At 40.8% G+C, this 17,809-nt stretch carries 14 protein-coding genes; 2 read left to right on the forward strand and 12 right to left on the reverse strand.

Annotated features, from left to right (window positions below; genetic code table 11):
* Window positions 1–13: 13 nt before the first annotated feature.
* The 6 genes from J7I90_RS05240 to J7I90_RS05265 form a co-directional block, all read right to left on the reverse strand.
* Complete coding sequence (locus J7I90_RS05240; RefSeq protein ID WP_214768800.1) at window positions 14–577, reverse strand: TetR/AcrR family transcriptional regulator; 564 nt, start codon at window positions 575–577, stop codon at window positions 14–16.
* A gap of 72 nt (window positions 578–649) precedes the next feature.
* On the reverse strand, window positions 650–2,260 hold the full coding sequence (locus J7I90_RS05245) for a long-chain-fatty-acid--CoA ligase (RefSeq protein ID WP_214770083.1): 1,611 nt from the start codon (window positions 2,258–2,260) through the stop codon (window positions 650–652).
* Window positions 2,261–2,297: 37 nt separating this feature from the next.
* Complete coding sequence (locus tag J7I90_RS05250) at window positions 2,298–3,071, reverse strand: SDR family oxidoreductase (RefSeq protein ID WP_098184732.1); 774 nt, start codon at window positions 3,069–3,071, stop codon at window positions 2,298–2,300.
* Complete coding sequence (locus J7I90_RS05255; RefSeq protein WP_214768807.1) at window positions 3,068–4,297, reverse strand: acyl-CoA dehydrogenase family protein; 1,230 nt, start codon at window positions 4,295–4,297, stop codon at window positions 3,068–3,070. The genes J7I90_RS05250 and J7I90_RS05255 overlap by 4 nt, the downstream gene beginning before the upstream one ends.
* Window positions 4,298–4,402: 105 nt before the next feature.
* Window positions 4,403–5,725 carry an ATP-binding protein gene (locus J7I90_RS05260; RefSeq protein ID WP_214768809.1) on the reverse strand — a complete coding sequence of 441 codons (1,323 nt, stop codon included), beginning with the start codon at window positions 5,723–5,725 and terminating at the stop codon, window positions 4,403–4,405.
* 153 nt (window positions 5,726–5,878) lie between these two features.
* Window positions 5,879–7,288 (reverse strand): TrkH family potassium uptake protein, encoded by a 1,410-nt coding sequence (locus tag J7I90_RS05265; protein WP_311315184.1) that lies wholly within the window; start codon window positions 7,286–7,288, stop codon window positions 5,879–5,881.
* Between the two features lie 175 nt (window positions 7,289–7,463).
* On the opposite strand from J7I90_RS05265, the gene J7I90_RS05270 reads away from it, so the two are divergent.
* Window positions 7,464–7,655: an alpha/beta-type small acid-soluble spore protein gene (locus tag J7I90_RS05270; protein WP_034314196.1), complete on the forward strand. Its 192-nt coding sequence runs from the start codon at window positions 7,464–7,466 to the stop codon at window positions 7,653–7,655.
* A 51-nt stretch (window positions 7,656–7,706) separates the two neighbouring features.
* Here the strand turns inward: J7I90_RS05270 and J7I90_RS05275 are convergent, their stop codons facing one another.
* From J7I90_RS05275 to J7I90_RS05290, 4 genes are all read right to left on the reverse strand, one after another.
* On the reverse strand, window positions 7,707–8,966 hold the full coding sequence (locus J7I90_RS05275) for an anti-sigma factor domain-containing protein (RefSeq protein ID WP_214768816.1): 1,260 nt from the start codon (window positions 8,964–8,966) through the stop codon (window positions 7,707–7,709).
* Window positions 8,963–9,706, reverse strand: a complete 744-nt coding sequence (sigI, locus tag J7I90_RS05280) for an RNA polymerase sigma factor SigI (protein ID WP_214768818.1) — start codon at window positions 9,704–9,706, stop codon at window positions 8,963–8,965. The genes J7I90_RS05275 and sigI overlap by 4 nt, the downstream gene beginning before the upstream one ends.
* Window positions 9,707–10,058: 352 nt before the next feature.
* Entirely contained in the window at window positions 10,059–10,841 is a 783-nt protein-coding gene (locus J7I90_RS05285; RefSeq protein WP_048689105.1) for a TerC family protein, read from the reverse strand.
* Between the two features lie 258 nt (window positions 10,842–11,099).
* Entirely contained in the window at window positions 11,100–12,659 is a 1,560-nt protein-coding gene (locus tag J7I90_RS05290; protein ID WP_214768820.1) for an aldehyde dehydrogenase family protein, read from the reverse strand.
* 769 nt (window positions 12,660–13,428) lie between these two features.
* On the opposite strand from J7I90_RS05290, the gene J7I90_RS05295 reads away from it, so the two are divergent.
* Window positions 13,429–14,622, forward strand: a complete 1,194-nt coding sequence (locus tag J7I90_RS05295; protein WP_311380986.1) for an FtsW/RodA/SpoVE family cell cycle protein — start codon at window positions 13,429–13,431, stop codon at window positions 14,620–14,622.
* Between the two features lie 110 nt (window positions 14,623–14,732).
* Here the strand turns inward: J7I90_RS05295 and nhaC are convergent, their stop codons facing one another.
* Window positions 14,733–16,133: a Na+/H+ antiporter NhaC gene (gene nhaC, locus J7I90_RS05300; protein ID WP_251025103.1), complete on the reverse strand. Its 1,401-nt coding sequence runs from the start codon at window positions 16,131–16,133 to the stop codon at window positions 14,733–14,735.
* Window positions 16,134–16,812: 679 nt separating this feature from the next.
* Window positions 16,813–17,760: an AEC family transporter gene (locus J7I90_RS05305; protein WP_214768822.1), complete on the reverse strand. Its 948-nt coding sequence runs from the start codon at window positions 17,758–17,760 to the stop codon at window positions 16,813–16,815.
* Window positions 17,761–17,809: the final 49 nt, after the last annotated feature.

Genomic DNA, 17,809 nt, shown 5'->3' on the forward strand with positions numbered 1-17,809 from the left:
GTATGTAACCTGGTCACGCTTCAATTCCCTGCAGAATCATCCCCATAAAAATGGCTGCAACTTCCTGTTCGGTTTTTTCACCTTCTGGGTCGAACCAATGATAGCTCCAATTTGCCACACCTAAAATTGCAAAAGAGATGATGGATGCATCGAGATTGGAACGCAGTTCTCCACTCTCGATGCCACTAACCAGAACTTGCTCGATTTTATGTCGGAACTCATCCCGCTTAGGAAGGATTTGTGCAAGCTTATCGTCACTTAGATTCTTCATTTCACGAAAAAAGACCGTTGCGCTGGATTTTTTGGTTTTAATGCTCTTTAAAAGCATCAAGACCATATCGAATAGTTTATCCTTGCAGCTTTTCCCAGGTTCCAACATGATTCTCTCCTGCTCACTAAGCAACTCGTCTATATATGCTAGATGAATATCCATAAGCAACTGCTCTTTGCTCGTAAAGTAATAATAAAACGTTCCCTTCGTCACCCCGACCGATTCGACGATATCTGAAATCGACGTTTCACTAAAGCCCTTCTTTTCAAATAAGCGTATGCTATGTTCTGTCATTTTTTCTTTCATGTATGCATCCTCGCAATCTGTTAAAATTTCAGCTGAATTGATATCATACGCTTTCGTGCCATCAAAGCCCTCTTATTTCCTGGAAAGTTCTTCTCTTAAAGCCCGCCTTAAAATCTTTCCGACATTTGTTTTCGGTAACTCTTCACGAAATTCAACGAAATGCGGAACTTTATAAGCCGATAGGTTTGCACGGCAGTATTCGATGATTTCCCTTTCATTGACCGTTTTATTATTTTTAAGTACAAGCACCGCTTTTACCGACTCCCCTCGGTAAGCATCTGGAACTCCGATGACAACCGCTTCCTGGACAGCTGGATGTTCATAGAGAACTTCCTCGACATCTCGCGGATATATATTATAACCACTTGCGATGATCAAATCTTTTTTCCTGTCGACAATATAGAGGTACCCATCTTCATCAACTTTGGCGATATCACCCGTATAAAGCCAACCATCCCTTAAGGTCACCGCCGTTTCCTCCGGCATATTCCAGTAACCTTTCATCACTTGAGGTCCTTTGACGACCAATTCCCCCAATTTGCCAGATGCCACTTCTTTTGTTCCATCTCCAAGGTCCATCACTTTATATTCAGTCGAAGGGACACCAATCCCGACGCTCCCAGGTTTCCTTTTTGCAAATGCCGGGTTACAATGCGTTGTTGGCGAAGCTTCCGTAAGACCGTAGCCTTCCAATATCTTCGCACCTGATTTTCGTTCGAACTCACGCAGCAGTTCCACTGGCATCGGGGCACTTCCGCTGTTACAGACCTGAATGGAGCCCATTCCATATTCTTCTGCCTTCGGATGATTCGTCAACGCTACATACATGGTCGGTACACCAGGAAAAGTGGTCGGCTGTTCACGCTTAATCGTTTCCAGCACTTCTTCTATTTCAAAACGTGGCAGCATGATGGAGTCACCCGAGATATACACGGATAAATTCATTGCGGACGACATTCCAAAAACATGAAAAAGCGGGATGACCGACAACGTTCTTTCAGTGCCTATTTTTAATTCATGCTTGAAGAATTCATACGTTTGAACGACATTGGCCAGAATATTGCTGTGTGTCAGCATCGCCCCTTTTGAACGGCCAGTCGTTCCTCCTGTATACTGAAGAACGGCTATATCATTTTCCGGATCGATTGATACGGGATTGATTTTGCCGTCTCCTGCCTTCATGAATTGATCAAAAGACGCATCAGGCTGAAAATCTGCACCCGAATTCTGCAGGCTAACTACGATAATATTTTTCAAATTTGCATGTTGCTGCACACTTTTCACTTTCGGGTATAATCCATCCAATACAACGATCGTTTCTGCACCGGAGTCCTGTAAAATATGCTGCAGCTCCCTTTCAACCAGCATTGGGTTGATTTGGGTGATAATGGCCCCTGTTGTCAATGATCCATAATAAGCTATTACGTACTGCGGACAGTTAGGCAGCATGATTGCGACACGATCACCTTTTTGAACACCTTTTTTTTGCAAGGCTGAAGCAAAGGCTCGCGACGCATGAAAAAGTTCCTGATAAGATATCTTTTGGTCATAAAAAGTAATAGCTGTATTGTTTGGATGGGACTCACATGCATTTTGAAGGATTCTTTGCATCGGGAACTCAGGGACTTTTATTTCCTTTGAAATTGAATCAGGATAAACGGAAAGCCATTTTTTTTCATTCATCATTTCAAACCCTCCAGCCATATTTACTTACCTTTCATTACTTTGCATGTGAACCCCCATCGACGATCAAAATATTTCCAGTCACAAAATCAGATGCCTTTGAGGCCAGGAAAACCGCTGCCCCTTTCAAATCATCATCACTCCCTAACCTTTTTAGCGGCGTGGAATCCAAAATAGGATTCTTTCCTTGCTCAAGAACCCCTTTTGTCATTTTTGTCGGAAAGAATCCGGGTGCGATTGCATTAACATTAATATTATGCTGACCCCATTTAACGGCTAAATCCTTCGTTAAAGTAATGACCGCCCCTTTACTCGTATTATATCCGACCGTATCGAGGACCCTCGGGTCGGTACCCCCTAATCCGGCAACGGAAGCGATGTTTATGATTTTCCCATGTCCCTGCTCAATCATGACCCTGCCTGTTGTCTGGCTCATGATAAAGGTTCCGGTTACATTGACATTCATCACCTTCTGCCACGCTTCAAGGGGCATGTCGACGGCTGGTGCCCCCCAGGATGCCCCGCTATTGTTCACTAATATGTCGATGGCACCAAATTCACGGTAAGTTTCGTTAACGACTTCCTGTACATCTGACGGATTGGTGATATCACACTTGAAGGAAAGCGCCTTGACCCCAAGCTTTTGGATTTGCGAAGCAACTTCATCACATGCTTCCTTCTTCCTTGAACAAAGTACGACATTTGCCCCAGCTTCGGCAAAGCCGGTCGCTATTTGTGCTCCCAACCCTCTCCCTCCACCGGTTATGATCGCCGTCTTTCCAGTTAGATCGAATAAGTCGGTAACTTTCATATTTTCACCTCATGCTTTTGTTGGTATTTTCGAAGTTCTATTTTAGCAACTTGTGAGCGATGAACTTCATCGGGACCATCAGCAAGCCTTAAAGTCCGGGCATTGGCCCAATGAGCAGCAAAAGGGAAATCATCGGAAATCCCTGCAGCTCCAAAGGCTTGTATGGCCCTGTCCAGCACATTCAATGCCATATTTGGTGCCACCACTTTTATCATCGCGATCTCCGCCTTCGCTTCCTTGTTCCCGACAGTATCCATCATATAGGCAGCTTTTAAGGTCAGAAGTCTTGCTTGTTCGATTTCAATCCGTGAATCAGCAACCCACTCCATGATTACACCTTGTCTCGCCAATGTTTTACCAAAGGCGACACGCCCTTGAATGCGCTTACATAATTCTTCAAGTGCTCTTTCAGCAGCGCCGATCAGCCTCATGCAATGATGTATCCTTCCCGGTCCGAGCCTTCCTTGGGCAATCGCAAACCCTTTTCCTTCACCCCATAGAATATTCGTTGCCGGGACCCTCACATTTTCAAACGTGATTTCGGCATGGCCATGCGGGGCATGATCATAACCAAACACAGGGAGCATTCTCTCGATTTTGACACCCGGTGTATCGAGCGGGACAAGAATCATTGACTGTTGTTCATGCTTGGCCGCCTCAGGATCTGTCTTACCCATGACGATGGCAATCTTGCATCGGGGATCGCCTGCTCCTGAAGACCACCATTTTCGGCCGTTGATGACATACTCATTACCCGTCCTTTCAATCCTGCATTCGATATTGGTCGCATCGGAAGACGCCACTTCCGGTTCCGTCATCGAGAAGCATGAACGGATTTCCCCAGCAAGCAAGGGCTTCAGCCAGCGCTCTTTATGTTCATCCGATCCATACCTCACCAACACTTCCATATTACCAGTGTCCGGCGCATTACAGTTGAAGATTTCAGGTCCTATCGTCGACCTACCCATGATCTCGCAAAGCGGGGCATATTCCATATTTGTTAAACCCGCACCATAACTGCTATCAGGTAAAAATAAATTCCATAATCCTTCTTCTTTTGCTTTTGCCGTCAATTCAGATAAAATCGGGGGGATTTCACTCCAGCGGCTTTCCTGTGCTTCGAGCTGCTTTTTGTATATTGATTCATTTGGGTAAACGTGCTTCTCCATGAATTCCGTTAACTTCTTTTCCAGATTTTTCACCTTTACAGTATGTTCAAAGTTCAAATTGAATTCCTCCTTTTAAACTTACTAACCGGTTAGTATGTTATTACCTTTAAAGTATATACATAAAATTCTGATTTTTTCAACAATTAAACTTTTGTTTTCTTGTCATTCAAGCTCCCGTATCTTGACCTCTTCGTTCTCACTATATTGCTTTTGTTGGACGGTTGGAAATATACAAACGATTTTCGTACCCTTTTTCAGTTCACTTGTGATGAAAACTTTTCCTCCATGCTTTTCGATGATTCTAAAACAAACGGAAAGACCCAAACCCGTTCCTGAAGTTTTTGTAGTGAAAAATGGTTCTCCTACTTTTTGAAGGGAGTTTTCCGGAATACCATCCCCTTCATCCAAAATGCTCAAAAAAACTTCCCCATTTTTTTCATTTATGCTCACAAAAATATTTCCGCCATTCGGCATCGATTCTATGGAATTTTTTATCATGTTTATTAGTACTTGCTTGATTTGGTTTTCATCAAAGTACATAAAAATTGGTTCTGAATCATAATTTTTATGAATTTGAATATTGTTCAGTACGGCATTTGTCTCCAACAGCGTTACGGCATGGTTGCAGCTTTCCTTTATATCCTTCTCAAGAAATACCGCCCCAGTGGGTTTCGATAGCAGCAAGAGTTCATTCAGCACTTTCTCGATTCGATTTATTTCCGAAAAAATAATATCGTAGTATTCCTCCTTTTCGGCACCGCCATCTTTAATCAGCTTCACGAATCCCATTATCGCCGTCATCGGATTCCTGACCTCATGTGCAATTCCAGCCGCAAGTTGGGCAGCCGTTGATAACTTGCTTGATGTGATTGCCAAATGTTCGTTTAGGCTCACAAGCTTTTCCTCTGCATGTTTTCGTTCATTAATTTCCGATAATATGCCCGCTGTCCCGATGAATTTCCCAGCGTCATCGTAAATAAGTTTAACGAATGCCTCAACCCAGCTTGTTCCCTTTTTCGCATTTAGTTTAATGTCCGCACGAAAATATTTATCCCCTCGATGAAAGGAGTCCGCAAAGGCCTTTAATACGTCTTGATAAGAATTGTTATCCATATGTTTAGAAAAGTGAAGCCCCAGGGATTCATTCACGGATGCACCACTCATCGATTTCCATGCCGGGTTTAAGTACAACCATTTTCCTTTATCATCCGTTTGGAAAATAACCTCATTGAAGCTATTGACCAATTCTTTAGAGTAATTGGAGAAAATGCGATAACGCCCTTCGCTATCCTGCAATATGGCTATCGTTTTCCGTTTATGGTCATAGATGGCACCCAAACACCAGGCTATGGTTAAAATTACGACTAAATATATTCCTGCAAAGGCGGAAAACCTGCGTTCTTCATGACCCAGCCACCCTATATAGGGTAATATCAATACAAAAAAAAGAGCAGGGACAATGATCCTTCCAGTATATTTTTTCACATTCTCCACCTCCTTTACTTCATCCGATCGAATTCCAAGTAAGGAATCAAATTATGCACTTATAGGTAAATTTCAACATTTTATCCATGATTCCTGCTAACAACACAAAAAACCTTCCCACGAGTGGAAAGGTCACTGTTCAACTTAAATCCTTTACCCAATGATGACGCGTTCTTTTGGATAATGGAAATTTTCCGTAACTTCTTTATGGCCTATGATATACAGGAGGGAGGTTATCCCGACACGGCCAATGAACATAATGATCATAATGACAATTTTACCGGTATTGCTGAGGTCAGGCGTAATTCCCATCGAAAGGCCGACTGAACCGAAAGCCGAACATACCTCAAAAATGATTTGCATCAAAGTGAAATTTTCGGTAATGGATAATATGAAGACCGCCATTATGCAAAGAAGCGATCCCATGATCATAACCGCTGTCGCTTTTCGGATATCATCGGGATGAATCTCCCGTTTGAAAACTTTTATGGAACGCCTTCCTCTCATGAAATTCCATAAAAATAGAATCATGATGGCCAGTGTAGTTGTCCGGATTCCTCCCCCGACTGAACTTGGGGAGGCTCCGATGAACATCAATATGCTCAACAATAAAAGGGTCGGTTCCGAAAAGTCACTCACATTCATGGTTGCCAAACCGCCGCTCCGCGTATTGGAGGACATAAATAATGAGTAAAAGAACGATTCATGCCAGTTCTTATTTTTAAAGAACCCATTTATTTCTAGAAGGTAAATCAGGATCGTTCCCCCAACGATAAGGGAAAAGAATGTGACTGAGGTCAGCTTCGTGAACAAAGAAAAATGAAACTTATAAGTTCGGGCCTTATTGGACAAAAACTCTTTCAGCTCAATCAAGACAGGAAACCCAATGGCTCCAAGGGTAAGCAGGATAATCGTAATGAACTGTACAAAATAATCGTCTTTAAATGGAATCATCGAAATACCGGTAATATCAAAACCAGCATTCGTGGTGGCACTTACGGCTAAAAATAAGCCATTTAAAAAGGCTTCTTTCCCGTTTGGAAAATAACTCAGAAAGTAAATGCCTAAAACGAGAGCCCCAATCATTTCAATTACGACAAATATCTGAATGATTTGGATCAATAATTTAACTAGCCCGGAAAGATTCGATTGGTTTTGATCTGTCATGATCAATTGTCTTTCCTTCAAGCCGATTTTCTTGCCCACTATAAGCCAGAAAAAGGTTCCGAGTGTCATGATGCCAATACCGCCAAATTGGAGAACGAACATGAGAATGAAATAGCCTACCTCATTATACACTTCGGGCAAACTTACCACTGTTAAACCTGTTACACTAACTGCACTTACGGCTGTGAATAAAGCATCCATGAATCCAAATTCCACGCCTGGCTTAAGAGCGACCGGCAGACTCAACAGTACGGTTGAGATGCTGACTGCCAAAACATAATAACCGACGATAAGCTGAGCTGGTGTTAACTTTGATAATATTTTTTTGATAGCAAACATAAAGAGTTTCCTTTCTTGCTCCTTTATAGTTATGCAAATCACATAACCATTAAATATCTAGTTTACCCTTTTTTCATTCTTTTTTCCATTCTCTTTTAAAACTGACTTACTTACAACAAAAAGGCAGGTTTACCAATAAGTTTGATGCTGCTCGTATAAGTAAAACTCCACATTCTACTTATACTATCATTACAGCGGCAAAAGCCGTTGAAAAAGTAAAGGGGAGATTCAAATGGCTAACAGCAGTAACAACCTTCTTGTTCCAGGAATCGAACAAGCATTAGAACAAATCAAATATGAAATTGCATCTGAATTCGGTGTACAATTAGGTTCCGATACTTCAGCACGTGCCAATGGTTCGGTTGGCGGAGAAATCACGAAGCGTCTTGTACAACAAGCACAATCTCAACTTAAAGGTCAATAATTCACAATTAAATATCCATGGCTAAGAGTCCAGCTGCATGCTGGACTCTTTTTAATGATTATGTCCATTTCCATTATTGCCTTTACCCCTTTTCGACTTATCCCAATCTTTCCTATCTTGTTTATACTGCTCACCCTGTTTACCTTGTTTAACTTGTTTTTCCTGTTTATCTTGTCTATCATGCCTACCCTGTTTATTTTGCTTATTTTTATTGTCGGGCTTTATAGAATCATCACTATTCTTTTCTTTGAGTGATGAAACTTTTTTTTCATCGATCTTTTTATCATTCTGTTCATTTTTCTGCTTGTCCTTTGATTGGTTGCTGTGATATCTATCCGATTTTCCTTTTGACTCGTTGCTTTTTTCCTTATATCCATTTATCGCATTCCGTTTTCCACTTGTATCTTCCCGTTCGGTTTGTTCCTTAATTTCGGTAACTTCCGTGTTTTTCCGTTCAGTCGGTTTGGCTTCATTGGCCGGCTTTTGTTTTATTTCAATTTCATTATTCTCTTTTTTCTTTTCTCCATCCGATTTGTTTTCCTTACTTAACGTTCCCCGCTTTTCTTTCGGAATAACAACGTTTTCCTCGACTTTTTTAACTGGCGCTGGGGCAGGCTCCCTCTTATTGACCTTTATCTTATCTTTATCTTCATTCAACTTCTTTTCGAGATACTTACCCGTGGATATGCCTTGTTCCCTAGCTTGCTTCCGATCGTTTTTTGTTGCCTGGATCACTTTCATTTTTGTTTTGGAAACATTATCCTGATCAGATATTTCTTTTATTTCCTTTTTTAAATTCTTATCCAGTTCTTTATTTTTTTCCATTAACGTTGTGGAAACGACTATTTGTTTATTTCCTTTCAAATAACCAAGTTGCTTCGTCGTTTCAACGATTCGGTTTGTGACAGCCTTTATATCCTTGCCTTTCCAGTCCTTCAGCTGACCGATCACAAGCTTTCCGTCTTCATTTAATCCGGTAAGCTTGAGAACTTCTAAATCATCATCAAGCTCCAATTCAATGCTTGGATTCACATCTATCGTCATATATGCCGACACAGGACCAGAGAAATAAGAAGGAAGAATTGAAAAGAGAATCAGGAAGGTGGAGGCAATGCTTAGCACGGCCGTTTTTTTGAAAGGTGAATGAATATTGGAAAAGGCTAAAGTGAATTTTTGTTTTGCAGGTAAAAAAGTGATTTCCTCACCCACTTCATATTCCCTTTCCTGCCTTTTGGTTTTCAGAAATTCACCCTCGGGGGTCAATAGGGTTACAAATCGTTTATTAACTGAAAGAATAACTCCTTTTTTCATTCATCGATAGCCCCTTTTATATAATCATTCAAATACAAAAAATCTCCGTTTATTATGATTGCCACTGCAATGATGTATTTTCTGTTCCGCTCAATCGTTTTTCTGCTAACTTCCACTTTTCCCTCAAGCTGTTTTACGGGCAGCCGCTTTTTTGCAAACAGGTTTTCCTTCAGTTCGTCATCTTCCATTAACAATTTAGCGATCATAATAGCTCCCTTCCTGGCATCTGCATGTTTGGGAGAGTTTTCAACTAAATCCTCAAATGACAGACCAAAATCCTCTAGATGGCTTATATAAAGCTGAATTTCTTCTTTTCTTCTTTCCGATTCCTTCTGCATTTCGTATTCATTGATGGAATTTTCATTATCGATATATATTTGGCTTTGATCATTATCATCATTCAGTGATAAATCCAATAGGATTTCTTTTTGTTTGGACTGGCTTCTTAAATAATCTATAACCCTTCGTTTAACGAGGGTTTCGGCAAATGCCAATAAAGAACGGCCTTTTTCCGGGGAATATTTTTCAATTGCCTCGTTAAAAGCAATCATTCCAATACTGAATTCATCATCTGATTCGTATATGTAACGTTTGCAAACCGATGAGACTGTTTTTGCAATAAAAGGTTTGAATGACTCTATAGTATCATTACGAAGGCTATTATCGCCTTGTTGAATTTTCAATACAGTTTCTTCTAAAGAACGCTTTTTTTTGAATGCTGTAAACAACAAACCAAGCATTTGCTCACCTCGCTCCTGTTGAACATAAAATACGCATCAACATACTTATCTTAAGCGGAGGGAGTCTAAAAGACAGTACCAAAAGAACTATTTTTACGATAAAAATGAAATCACACAATATATCAACATGATAAAATACTTAGTTTTTTCTCATTTGTTACAGTGCAATTACAGTAAAATATCTTTTTCCGTTTTTTGCCCAATACAATGGGACAATTGTCATTTTTATAACCGGAATTTAATATTCACATCTTTTAACATATCATTCGTAAACATACCTGCGCTTTTGAGGGTCATCTCCATAAATACTTTAAGAAGCAAAAAAAATAGGCGTGACCGGCACGCCTGTTTTTTACGCTTCCTGTATTTTTTTCTCTTCTTTCTCTTTTTTTTCTTTTTTGCTTGAAATGATCCATGCACCTGCTGCAATTCCAATCAATACAGTCCAGAAAATCGATTTCCAAAGAGTTGATTCAGGGAAATGATGATCAATGAAAGCAAGTGAAGGGTGTGCAAGTGTGTGTACCGCCAATTTCACACCAACCCAACCCACAATCAAAAATGCTGCCGTTTCAAGTGAAGGACGCCGATGAAGCAGCTTAACGAACGCATTTGCTGCAAATCGCATAATGATCAACCCGATCATGCCGCCGAGGAACATGACCGCGAATTGCCCTCCGTCAATACCGCCGACTTTCATCCAGCCTGTTGCAGGAAGTGTAACAGCCAGCGCGACGGCAGCCAACATCGAATCGATTGCGAAAGCGATATCAGCCGCTTCAACCTTTACCACGGTCATCCAGAAGCCGGATTGCTTTTTAGGTTTCGTGATTTCCTTCTCACCTTTACCAGCGTATTTTTTGTAAATGTGCTGAAAAGCGATGAAAAGTAAATAAATTGCACCGATTGCTTGAACTTGCCATACCTCGACAAGAAAGGAAATAAGGAATAGACTGGCAAAGCGGAAAACAAAAGCTCCCATCAGCCCATAAAACAAAGCTTTCCGCTGTTGTTCTTTTGGCAAATGCTTAACCATGACAGCCATGACGACTGCATTATCAGCAGCCAGTATCCCTTCTAATCCAACCAAGATAAGAAGGACCCAGCCATATTCCAATAACATTGATGCTTCCATCCATTCAACCTCCAATAGTAGTATTCCCTTCCTATTGGCATTGGCAAAATAAAAAGACCTCTGCCGTATAGGCAAAGGTCTTGCTGAACATGAAATCATGTCAACAAAGCCGATGAATGTTTGACATTCACGTAATGACGACTTTGTTTTAGGGCGAACCCTAACGCTACTCCCCTTTGAAAAGGAAAATCAGTTATTAAGTATATTAATAGTATACGCGCTCGTTATGAAAATAACAATCTTTTTTATAAATGGATCTCATTTTCTGCTCCTTTTGGATAATTTTATTAACGAAAAATATTCTTTGCCGAAACGAATCCAGTTCGGTTTGGCAGAAAAATAGTTCTGAAACAGCGCTAAAAAACTCGTGTATTTCCCTTCATATGGATACCATTGTATTTCTGTATCGTTTTTACCTTTATCGATCATGATCGCTTTTTCATGGCAGAAAATCTTCAATCCATGCTCGCCATGATAGCGGCCAACCCCACTTTGTTTGGCACCGCCAAATGGTAAATGATGATTAGCAACCGTAATCAGCACATCATTGATCGTCACCGCACCGGTTACTAACCGTGATGCAATCCGACTTGCCTTTTCCCTATCCATCGTCCAAACGCTGGAATTGAGTCCATATTCACTTTCATTTGCCAGGGCAATCACTTCTTCCTCCGTATCGAAAGGCACAACAGGCAACACGGGGCCGAACGTTTCTTCTTTCATGATTTTCATGGAATGATCGACATTGGAAAGAATCGTCGGCGGAATGAAATGAGTCTGCCCCGTTTTCCACTCTTTCGGAGGTGTTCCGGTTTCAAGTACGGCCCCTTTATTCAGTGCATCCTCCAGTTGGTCAGCCACAATATCGACCTGTTTAGGGAAGGTCATTGAACCGATATCATCCTGCGATTGCACCCCCTGCCTCATGGACTTCGTTTTTTCTTTAAGAAGCATTAGGAATTCCTTATAAACAGGACGTTCCACATAAACCCTTTCAACACTCATGCACACCTGCCCACTATTTGTGAAAGCACCCCAAAGAGCCCCGTTCACAGCCCGTTCCAGGTTAGCATCACGCAAAACGATCATCGGATCCTTACCGCCAAGCTCCAAAGTCGTTGGGATCAGGTCTCTTGCTGCAACCTCACCAATCATTTTTCCGGTCCTTACAGATCCAGTAAAAAATATATAATCTGGTTTTTGCTCAGTTAATGCCGCACCCAATTCTTTCCCTCCATGGGCAAACTGTATAGTTCCCTCTGGGAAACCAGCTTCAAGAAACAGGTTTTCGATGCACGTCCCAACTAAAGGAGTTACCTCTGATGGTTTGGCGATGACAGTATTTCCAGCCGCTAGGGCATTAAGAATGGGAACCATGGAAAGCTGCAGCGGATAATTCCATGGTGAAATGACGAGAATCGTTCCACGGGGCATATAATGGACATAAGATTTTTTACCAATTAACATGAGTGGAGTGGTGACCTTCCGTCCGGAAAGAGTTTTCACTGCATGCTTCTCGATATGCTTGATTGCATCGATCGTTGGCATGATGTCAGCAACCAGCGCTTCAATTTTCACTTTTCCCGCATCTTTTGAAATGACTTCTGCTATTTCATCCATCCTTTCAACCATCAATAAACGGAGCCGTTTTAAATAGTGCAGCCGTTCCTTGATGGGAAGATTCGACCATGATTGGAACGCATGTCTTGATTTCATATATATATGAGGAATCGACTTCAATGGTGTTGGGACGATTTCCGCAATCTTCTCACCTGTTGCCGGAGAAAACACTTCCAACTTGTCATGTATTTCTTCCATAACTACTCCCCTTGCTTTAACTTATTTTCATCGGTATATCAATTTTATACTTTTATATAAAGATCGACCGAGGAGGAAGCCCTCCTCTGAAATGCAGCAAAACTTCTCGGCTGCACTGCTGTCAAAACGCCCTTTTCAAGTGAAATTAGGATGTCAGGAAGAATTGATAAGAGCGCCTGAGCACTTTCCCTGAACAGTAATACGTTCATATACTTACTATACGTACAAAAATCCTTCCCCTGACCCTCTTTATATATGCTGGAGACGTAGCAGCCTGTATAATATAATCGCTTGGAACTAACTTCACAATCGGTTCCTTCTCTTCACAAGGTTCCTGACCGATTCCCTGCCTCCTAATCGGTGTATTCCCCTTAAGATGAATTACACTAACAAATTCGTTTACAGTATACAGTATCCACTGCATCACATCACGTTTTACAACTCAATGGTGAAGCTCCATGAAATCCATCCCCATCGCAAATACCATTAACTAGTAATCTCCCAGACATGATAGCACTCCGAAATGGAATATATAGTAAATTTTTTCGTTATTAAAAGGATTATTCACGTTTGTTATCGAAGGTAATGTATATAAGAATCGAAATTCTGATAATCCGGCAGACAAGTTTATCGGTTTTAGTGTTTAATACTGGGTACGGGAGGATAAATTCATATTATCGAATAAAAATTATTATCTATATAACCGATTTTCCGTTACTATATAAGAAGGCGATTTTTTCGCGCATACATATTTGAGGTGAGCGCACAAGTGAAAAGAATAATTAAAGCATACGACTTCCCTATTTTCATCGCTGTCGTATTACTCTGTTTGTTTGGTTTAGTCATGATTTACAGTTCGAGCATGATCACTGCTGTCGCTCGATACGGCTGGCCTATGGATTTCTTCTTTGAGAAACAAAAAACGGCCTTTCTCATTTCATTCGTGGCAATGATCGTCACGATGATTCTTCCTTATAAGATGTACAAAAACAAAATGTTCTTGATGTCTATGATGTTTGGAATGGCCGGTATCCTTTTGCTGCTCTTTATCTTCGGCCATACAGCAGGAAATGCCACAAGCTGGTTCAGGTTAGGGACAGCATCGATACAACCTGCGGAATTTTCCAAGTTAGCCATAATCATTTATCTGGCAGCCATTTACGGAAAAAGGCAGGATCGAATCAATAGTATTGATAAAGCCGTCATCCCGCCGATTTTCTTCCTGGTATTCATCTGCTTTTTAATCGGAATACAGCCTGATTATGGAACGGCAGCGGTCATTTTCCTGATTTCAAGTACTATGATCATTTCATCCGGGATGTCTTTTAAGAGTATATTCAAACTCTCTTTGATCACTGCGATATTCATAGCGATATTTGCATTGGGGGTACTCCTGACAGGAAATTTCTCAGCCGTTCTTTCTGAAAATAAGATGTCTCGTTTTACCGGATTTGCAGACCCTTTCGGAAAGGCAGGAGAAAGCGGGTATCAACTCGTGAATTCCTTGTTCGCAATAGGATCCGGCGGCCTTACTGGAGTGGGACTTGGTGACAGTGTACAAAAATACGGGTATCTGCCTGAATCACATACTGATTTCATCATGGCCGTCATTGCAGAAGAGCTCGGGATATTCGGAGTGGGATTCGTTCTATTGACACTAGGTTTTATCGTCCTGAGGGGATTTGTACTTTCAGCCAAATGCAAGGATCCATTTGGAAGTCTTTTATTGATCGGCATCTCATCCATGATCGGCATTCAAGTCGCTATCAACGTCGGCGGAGTGACCGGACTTATCCCAATTACAGGAATCACCCTTCCATTCATCAGTTATGGAGGATCTTCCTTACTGCTGCTCATGCTATCAATGGGCATATTCCAAAATGTCGTCATGCGAATGAATTTACTTGAACAGAAAGAAAAAGTCATATCCATCCCAAAAGATGAGATCGCGTCTTCAAAATAAACGATCAAATACCCCTGGCATTTCTGTTCATGTCAGTGGGTTCCCTTCTCTGTAGTTATGTAAGTTATCATGAAAAAACAGGCAGTCGAATCCGACCGCCTGTTTTTTTTTCATTTATAATGGATACCGATTTTAGTAAAGCCAGAAATCAGGCTGAGCAAAGGACAAAGTAGGCAGAAAAATGCAAATGGAGCATATTCAAGGGTTGAAACACCCAATACCTGTGTCAGGAATACACCGCAGACACCCCAAGGAACAAGAGGATTCACAACTGTTCCCGCATCTTCAAGCACCCTCGCAAGCGTTTTGGGCTGCAAGCCTAAATCTTCATATTTCTGCTGAAAGGCTTTCCCAGGCAGTATAACTGACAAATACTGTTCACCCACTAGGAAATTCACGCTGATACCTGCAAATACAGTAGCCGAAATCACTTTCGCTACACTCGTCAATGAATCCTGGATTGCATTTAAAATAGAAGGAATGACTCCCAATTCAAACAATAGTCCGCCCATCGCCAATGCCAACAACACCATCGAAACGGAGAACATCATACTTTCAATTCCGCCCCGCGATAGGATTGAGTCAAGTTGTTCCATTCCACTCTTCAGTACAAAACCGCCGTATAAGATATCCGCTAGTTTTGCAACCGTCAAACTTGGGGTTTGTATGAAAGCAATGACAGCCGCCGAAATGATTCCTGCTGACAATGTCGGAATCGCTGACACCTTTTTCAAAGCCATGATTAGAACGATGACAAACGGAATCAAACTCCATATGCTTATATTCGTTTCCATTTCCAGTGCTTTGGTCATGGCTTCGATTTCCTCAACGCGAGCAACTTTGACATTCGGTGAAAGGAAGTAAAAGATGATTAGCGATATGAAAAAACCTGGAATCGTAGTCCAAAGCATATTATTAATATGTTCAAATAATGGTGCTCCAACCGTTCCCGATGCAAGGTTGGTAGAGTCGGATAATGGAGACATTTTATCTCCAAGAAATGCACCGGAAATGATTGCACCGGCTGTAATCGCCAACGATAAATCCATCGCCGCCGCCATCCCTATCATAGCAACGCCGATTGTGGCTGATGTTGTAAGTGAACTCCCGATACAGAGCCCAATTAGCGAGCACACCAGAAATGTGATTGCATAGAAATATTCACCGGAAATCCAGTCAAACCCATAGAACATGATGGTAGGGATTGTCCCGCTTGCCATCCAGATCGAAATTAGCATTCCAATGAAAAAGAATATATAAATGGCTCCCATACCAGTGCCTGCACCTTTGACGATAGCCGCCTCCATAATCGAAAATGGCAGCTTCTTGAACTTTCCATAAACAAATAGAAATAGGATTGCCGCTATAATTGGAATATGGGGGGCAAGTCCATAATGAATGATACCAGTTGCAATGATTAAGAAAAGAATGGCCAAAACCCCAATTGCTTCAGGTAAGGAGAGTTTTAGCTTTGCATCTTCAAGACGCATGATGTATTTCCCCACTTTCATGTTGTGTATTCTCTGAGGTAAGGCTCGCACCTTTTAATTCCTCACAATTACTGAAACGCTTTTAAGTACTAAAGCACTAGCTAAATATAAAGGAGTTTCAGGAGATTGTCAAAGGAATAATAATCTATTTTAGTAGAATTCGATTCTTCATTCCTTTTTATCACAAAAAGAAAACCCATACTTTGCTTCGTATCGGCTCAGCCTAGTATACCCCTAAGATATAAGTCCTCTTCTTTGCTTTGCCCCCAAATAAGGCCCTGTCTTAATCCAATACCGGTGTCCTACAATTCTTTCAGTTATGTCGTAGCCCCACCTAAATGAACAGCAAACCATTCCTGATCATAGATAATTTGGCTTTTAACTATGATTCCTATACGCCGAAGATTTAGATTTAAAATTTCATCAACTGCTGCATTCGAATGTGTAATTACACAAATTCTTTTGCAATTGATACTTTTTGCGACGCATTTTCCTGGGCTTATACCTTTATTAAAACGCCATCCATACCTTTAAACTATCTATTTTATTAATTTACCTTTACCTTTAACATAGCCTTAAATAAAAATAGCCAACATCTCCTCTTTTCAAAAAAAGGTTAATGTTATACAATAAGTTTGTTAAGTATTTCACAAACTTCCGTTGAAAAGTATCCATCCAAGAAGGATGGATACTTAGAAGGCTACATTAACAAGGTTATATAGATAGGTAATGTAATTAAAGATAGAATGGTACTAATTACAAATGAAGATGCTGTTTCAGTTGATAACGAATCAAATCTAGTTGAAATCATTGCTGCTACAGCAGATCCCGGAAATGATACTAGCAAAATGGCTTTAATTGTATCTGCATGATCAAGGCCAATTAGATGAGCAACCAGAATCATATATAATGGAATAGCCACAACTTTTAAAATGGAAATACCAAAAGCAATTGGTCGTAAGCTAATCTTACGAATACCCACGGTTACACCAACAGCAAATAATGCAACCCCAGATGTCACTGACCCAATTTGTTCGAGTGCATTTTTTATGATATCCGGTGCCTGGAACCCTAATAGTGTTAATACAACAGCAAGTAAGGGAATACATGCAAGCGGTTCGCTAAGACCATGCAAAACGATACCCAGAATGTTTGTTTTTTCATCTTTAGATTTACCCAATCCGGATTGTCCGACCGTACCAACTATTGTTGCTAATGGATCCAGAAGGGCATTCACCACAATACCGGTAATCGCAATAGGTATAGCTATCTCTTGCGCCCCAAACAAGCTCCCTAATACAGAGATCCCCATAAAAGCAAAGGCTGGCTGAGTTGCGTTCAATGAAAACATAGATGCTTTAGTTAAATCGAATTTAAACACCAACCGAGCCACTATTAAAAGGATAATGTAAAAGCCAATAACACCTATGGTCATAGTTAAGAAAAATGACCATTGATTAATTAAGGTTTGTTTTGAGGTTGTTGTGATCCCAATGAATAAGTGTGCAGGTAATGCAAATTTTGTAACTAACGTGTTAAGCCCTTTGGATGATTCTGAATTAAAAACTTTAAAATACCCACCCAAATAACCAATAATAATTGTAAAAAAGATGGGTATTAATGTTAAAAATATATTCCCAATATTCACTCGAGATGCACTTCTCTTTCCAAAAAATTGTCCTATTTAAAAGATTACT

This window comes from Bacillus sp. ISL-57, assembly GCF_018613135.1.
GTDB classification, from domain to species: Bacteria; Bacillota; Bacilli; order Bacillales; family DSM-1321; genus Peribacillus; species Peribacillus frigoritolerans.

What these genes read in the sequence shown, in the direction of transcription:
- J7I90_RS05245 (WP_214770083.1), bottom strand. Translation starts at nt 2,260, where the DNA reads ATGAATGAAAAAAAATGGCTTTCCGTTTATCCTGATTCAATTTCAAAG.
- J7I90_RS05250 (WP_098184732.1), bottom strand. Translation starts at nt 3,071, where the DNA reads ATGAAAGTTACCGACTTATTCGATCTAACTGGAAAGACGGCGATCATA.
- J7I90_RS05270 (WP_034314196.1), top strand. Translation starts at nt 7,464, where the DNA reads ATGGCTAACAGCAGTAACAACCTTCTTGTTCCAGGAATCGAACAAGCA.
- J7I90_RS05240 (WP_214768800.1), bottom strand. Translation starts at nt 577, where the DNA reads ATGAAAGAAAAAATGACAGAACATAGCATACGCTTATTTGAAAAGAAG.
- sigI (WP_214768818.1), bottom strand. Translation starts at nt 9,706, where the DNA reads ATGCTTGGTTTGTTGTTTACAGCATTCAAAAAAAAGCGTTCTTTAGAA.
- J7I90_RS05290 (WP_214768820.1), bottom strand. Translation starts at nt 12,659, where the DNA reads ATGGAAGAAATACATGACAAGTTGGAAGTGTTTTCTCCGGCAACAGGT.
- J7I90_RS05275 (WP_214768816.1), bottom strand. Translation starts at nt 8,966, where the DNA reads ATGAAAAAAGGAGTTATTCTTTCAGTTAATAAACGATTTGTAACCCTA.
- nhaC (WP_251025103.1), bottom strand. Translation starts at nt 16,133, where the DNA reads ATGAAAGTGGGGAAATACATCATGCGTCTTGAAGATGCAAAGCTAAAA.
- J7I90_RS05285 (WP_048689105.1), bottom strand. Translation starts at nt 10,841, where the DNA reads ATGGAAGCATCAATGTTATTGGAATATGGCTGGGTCCTTCTTATCTTG.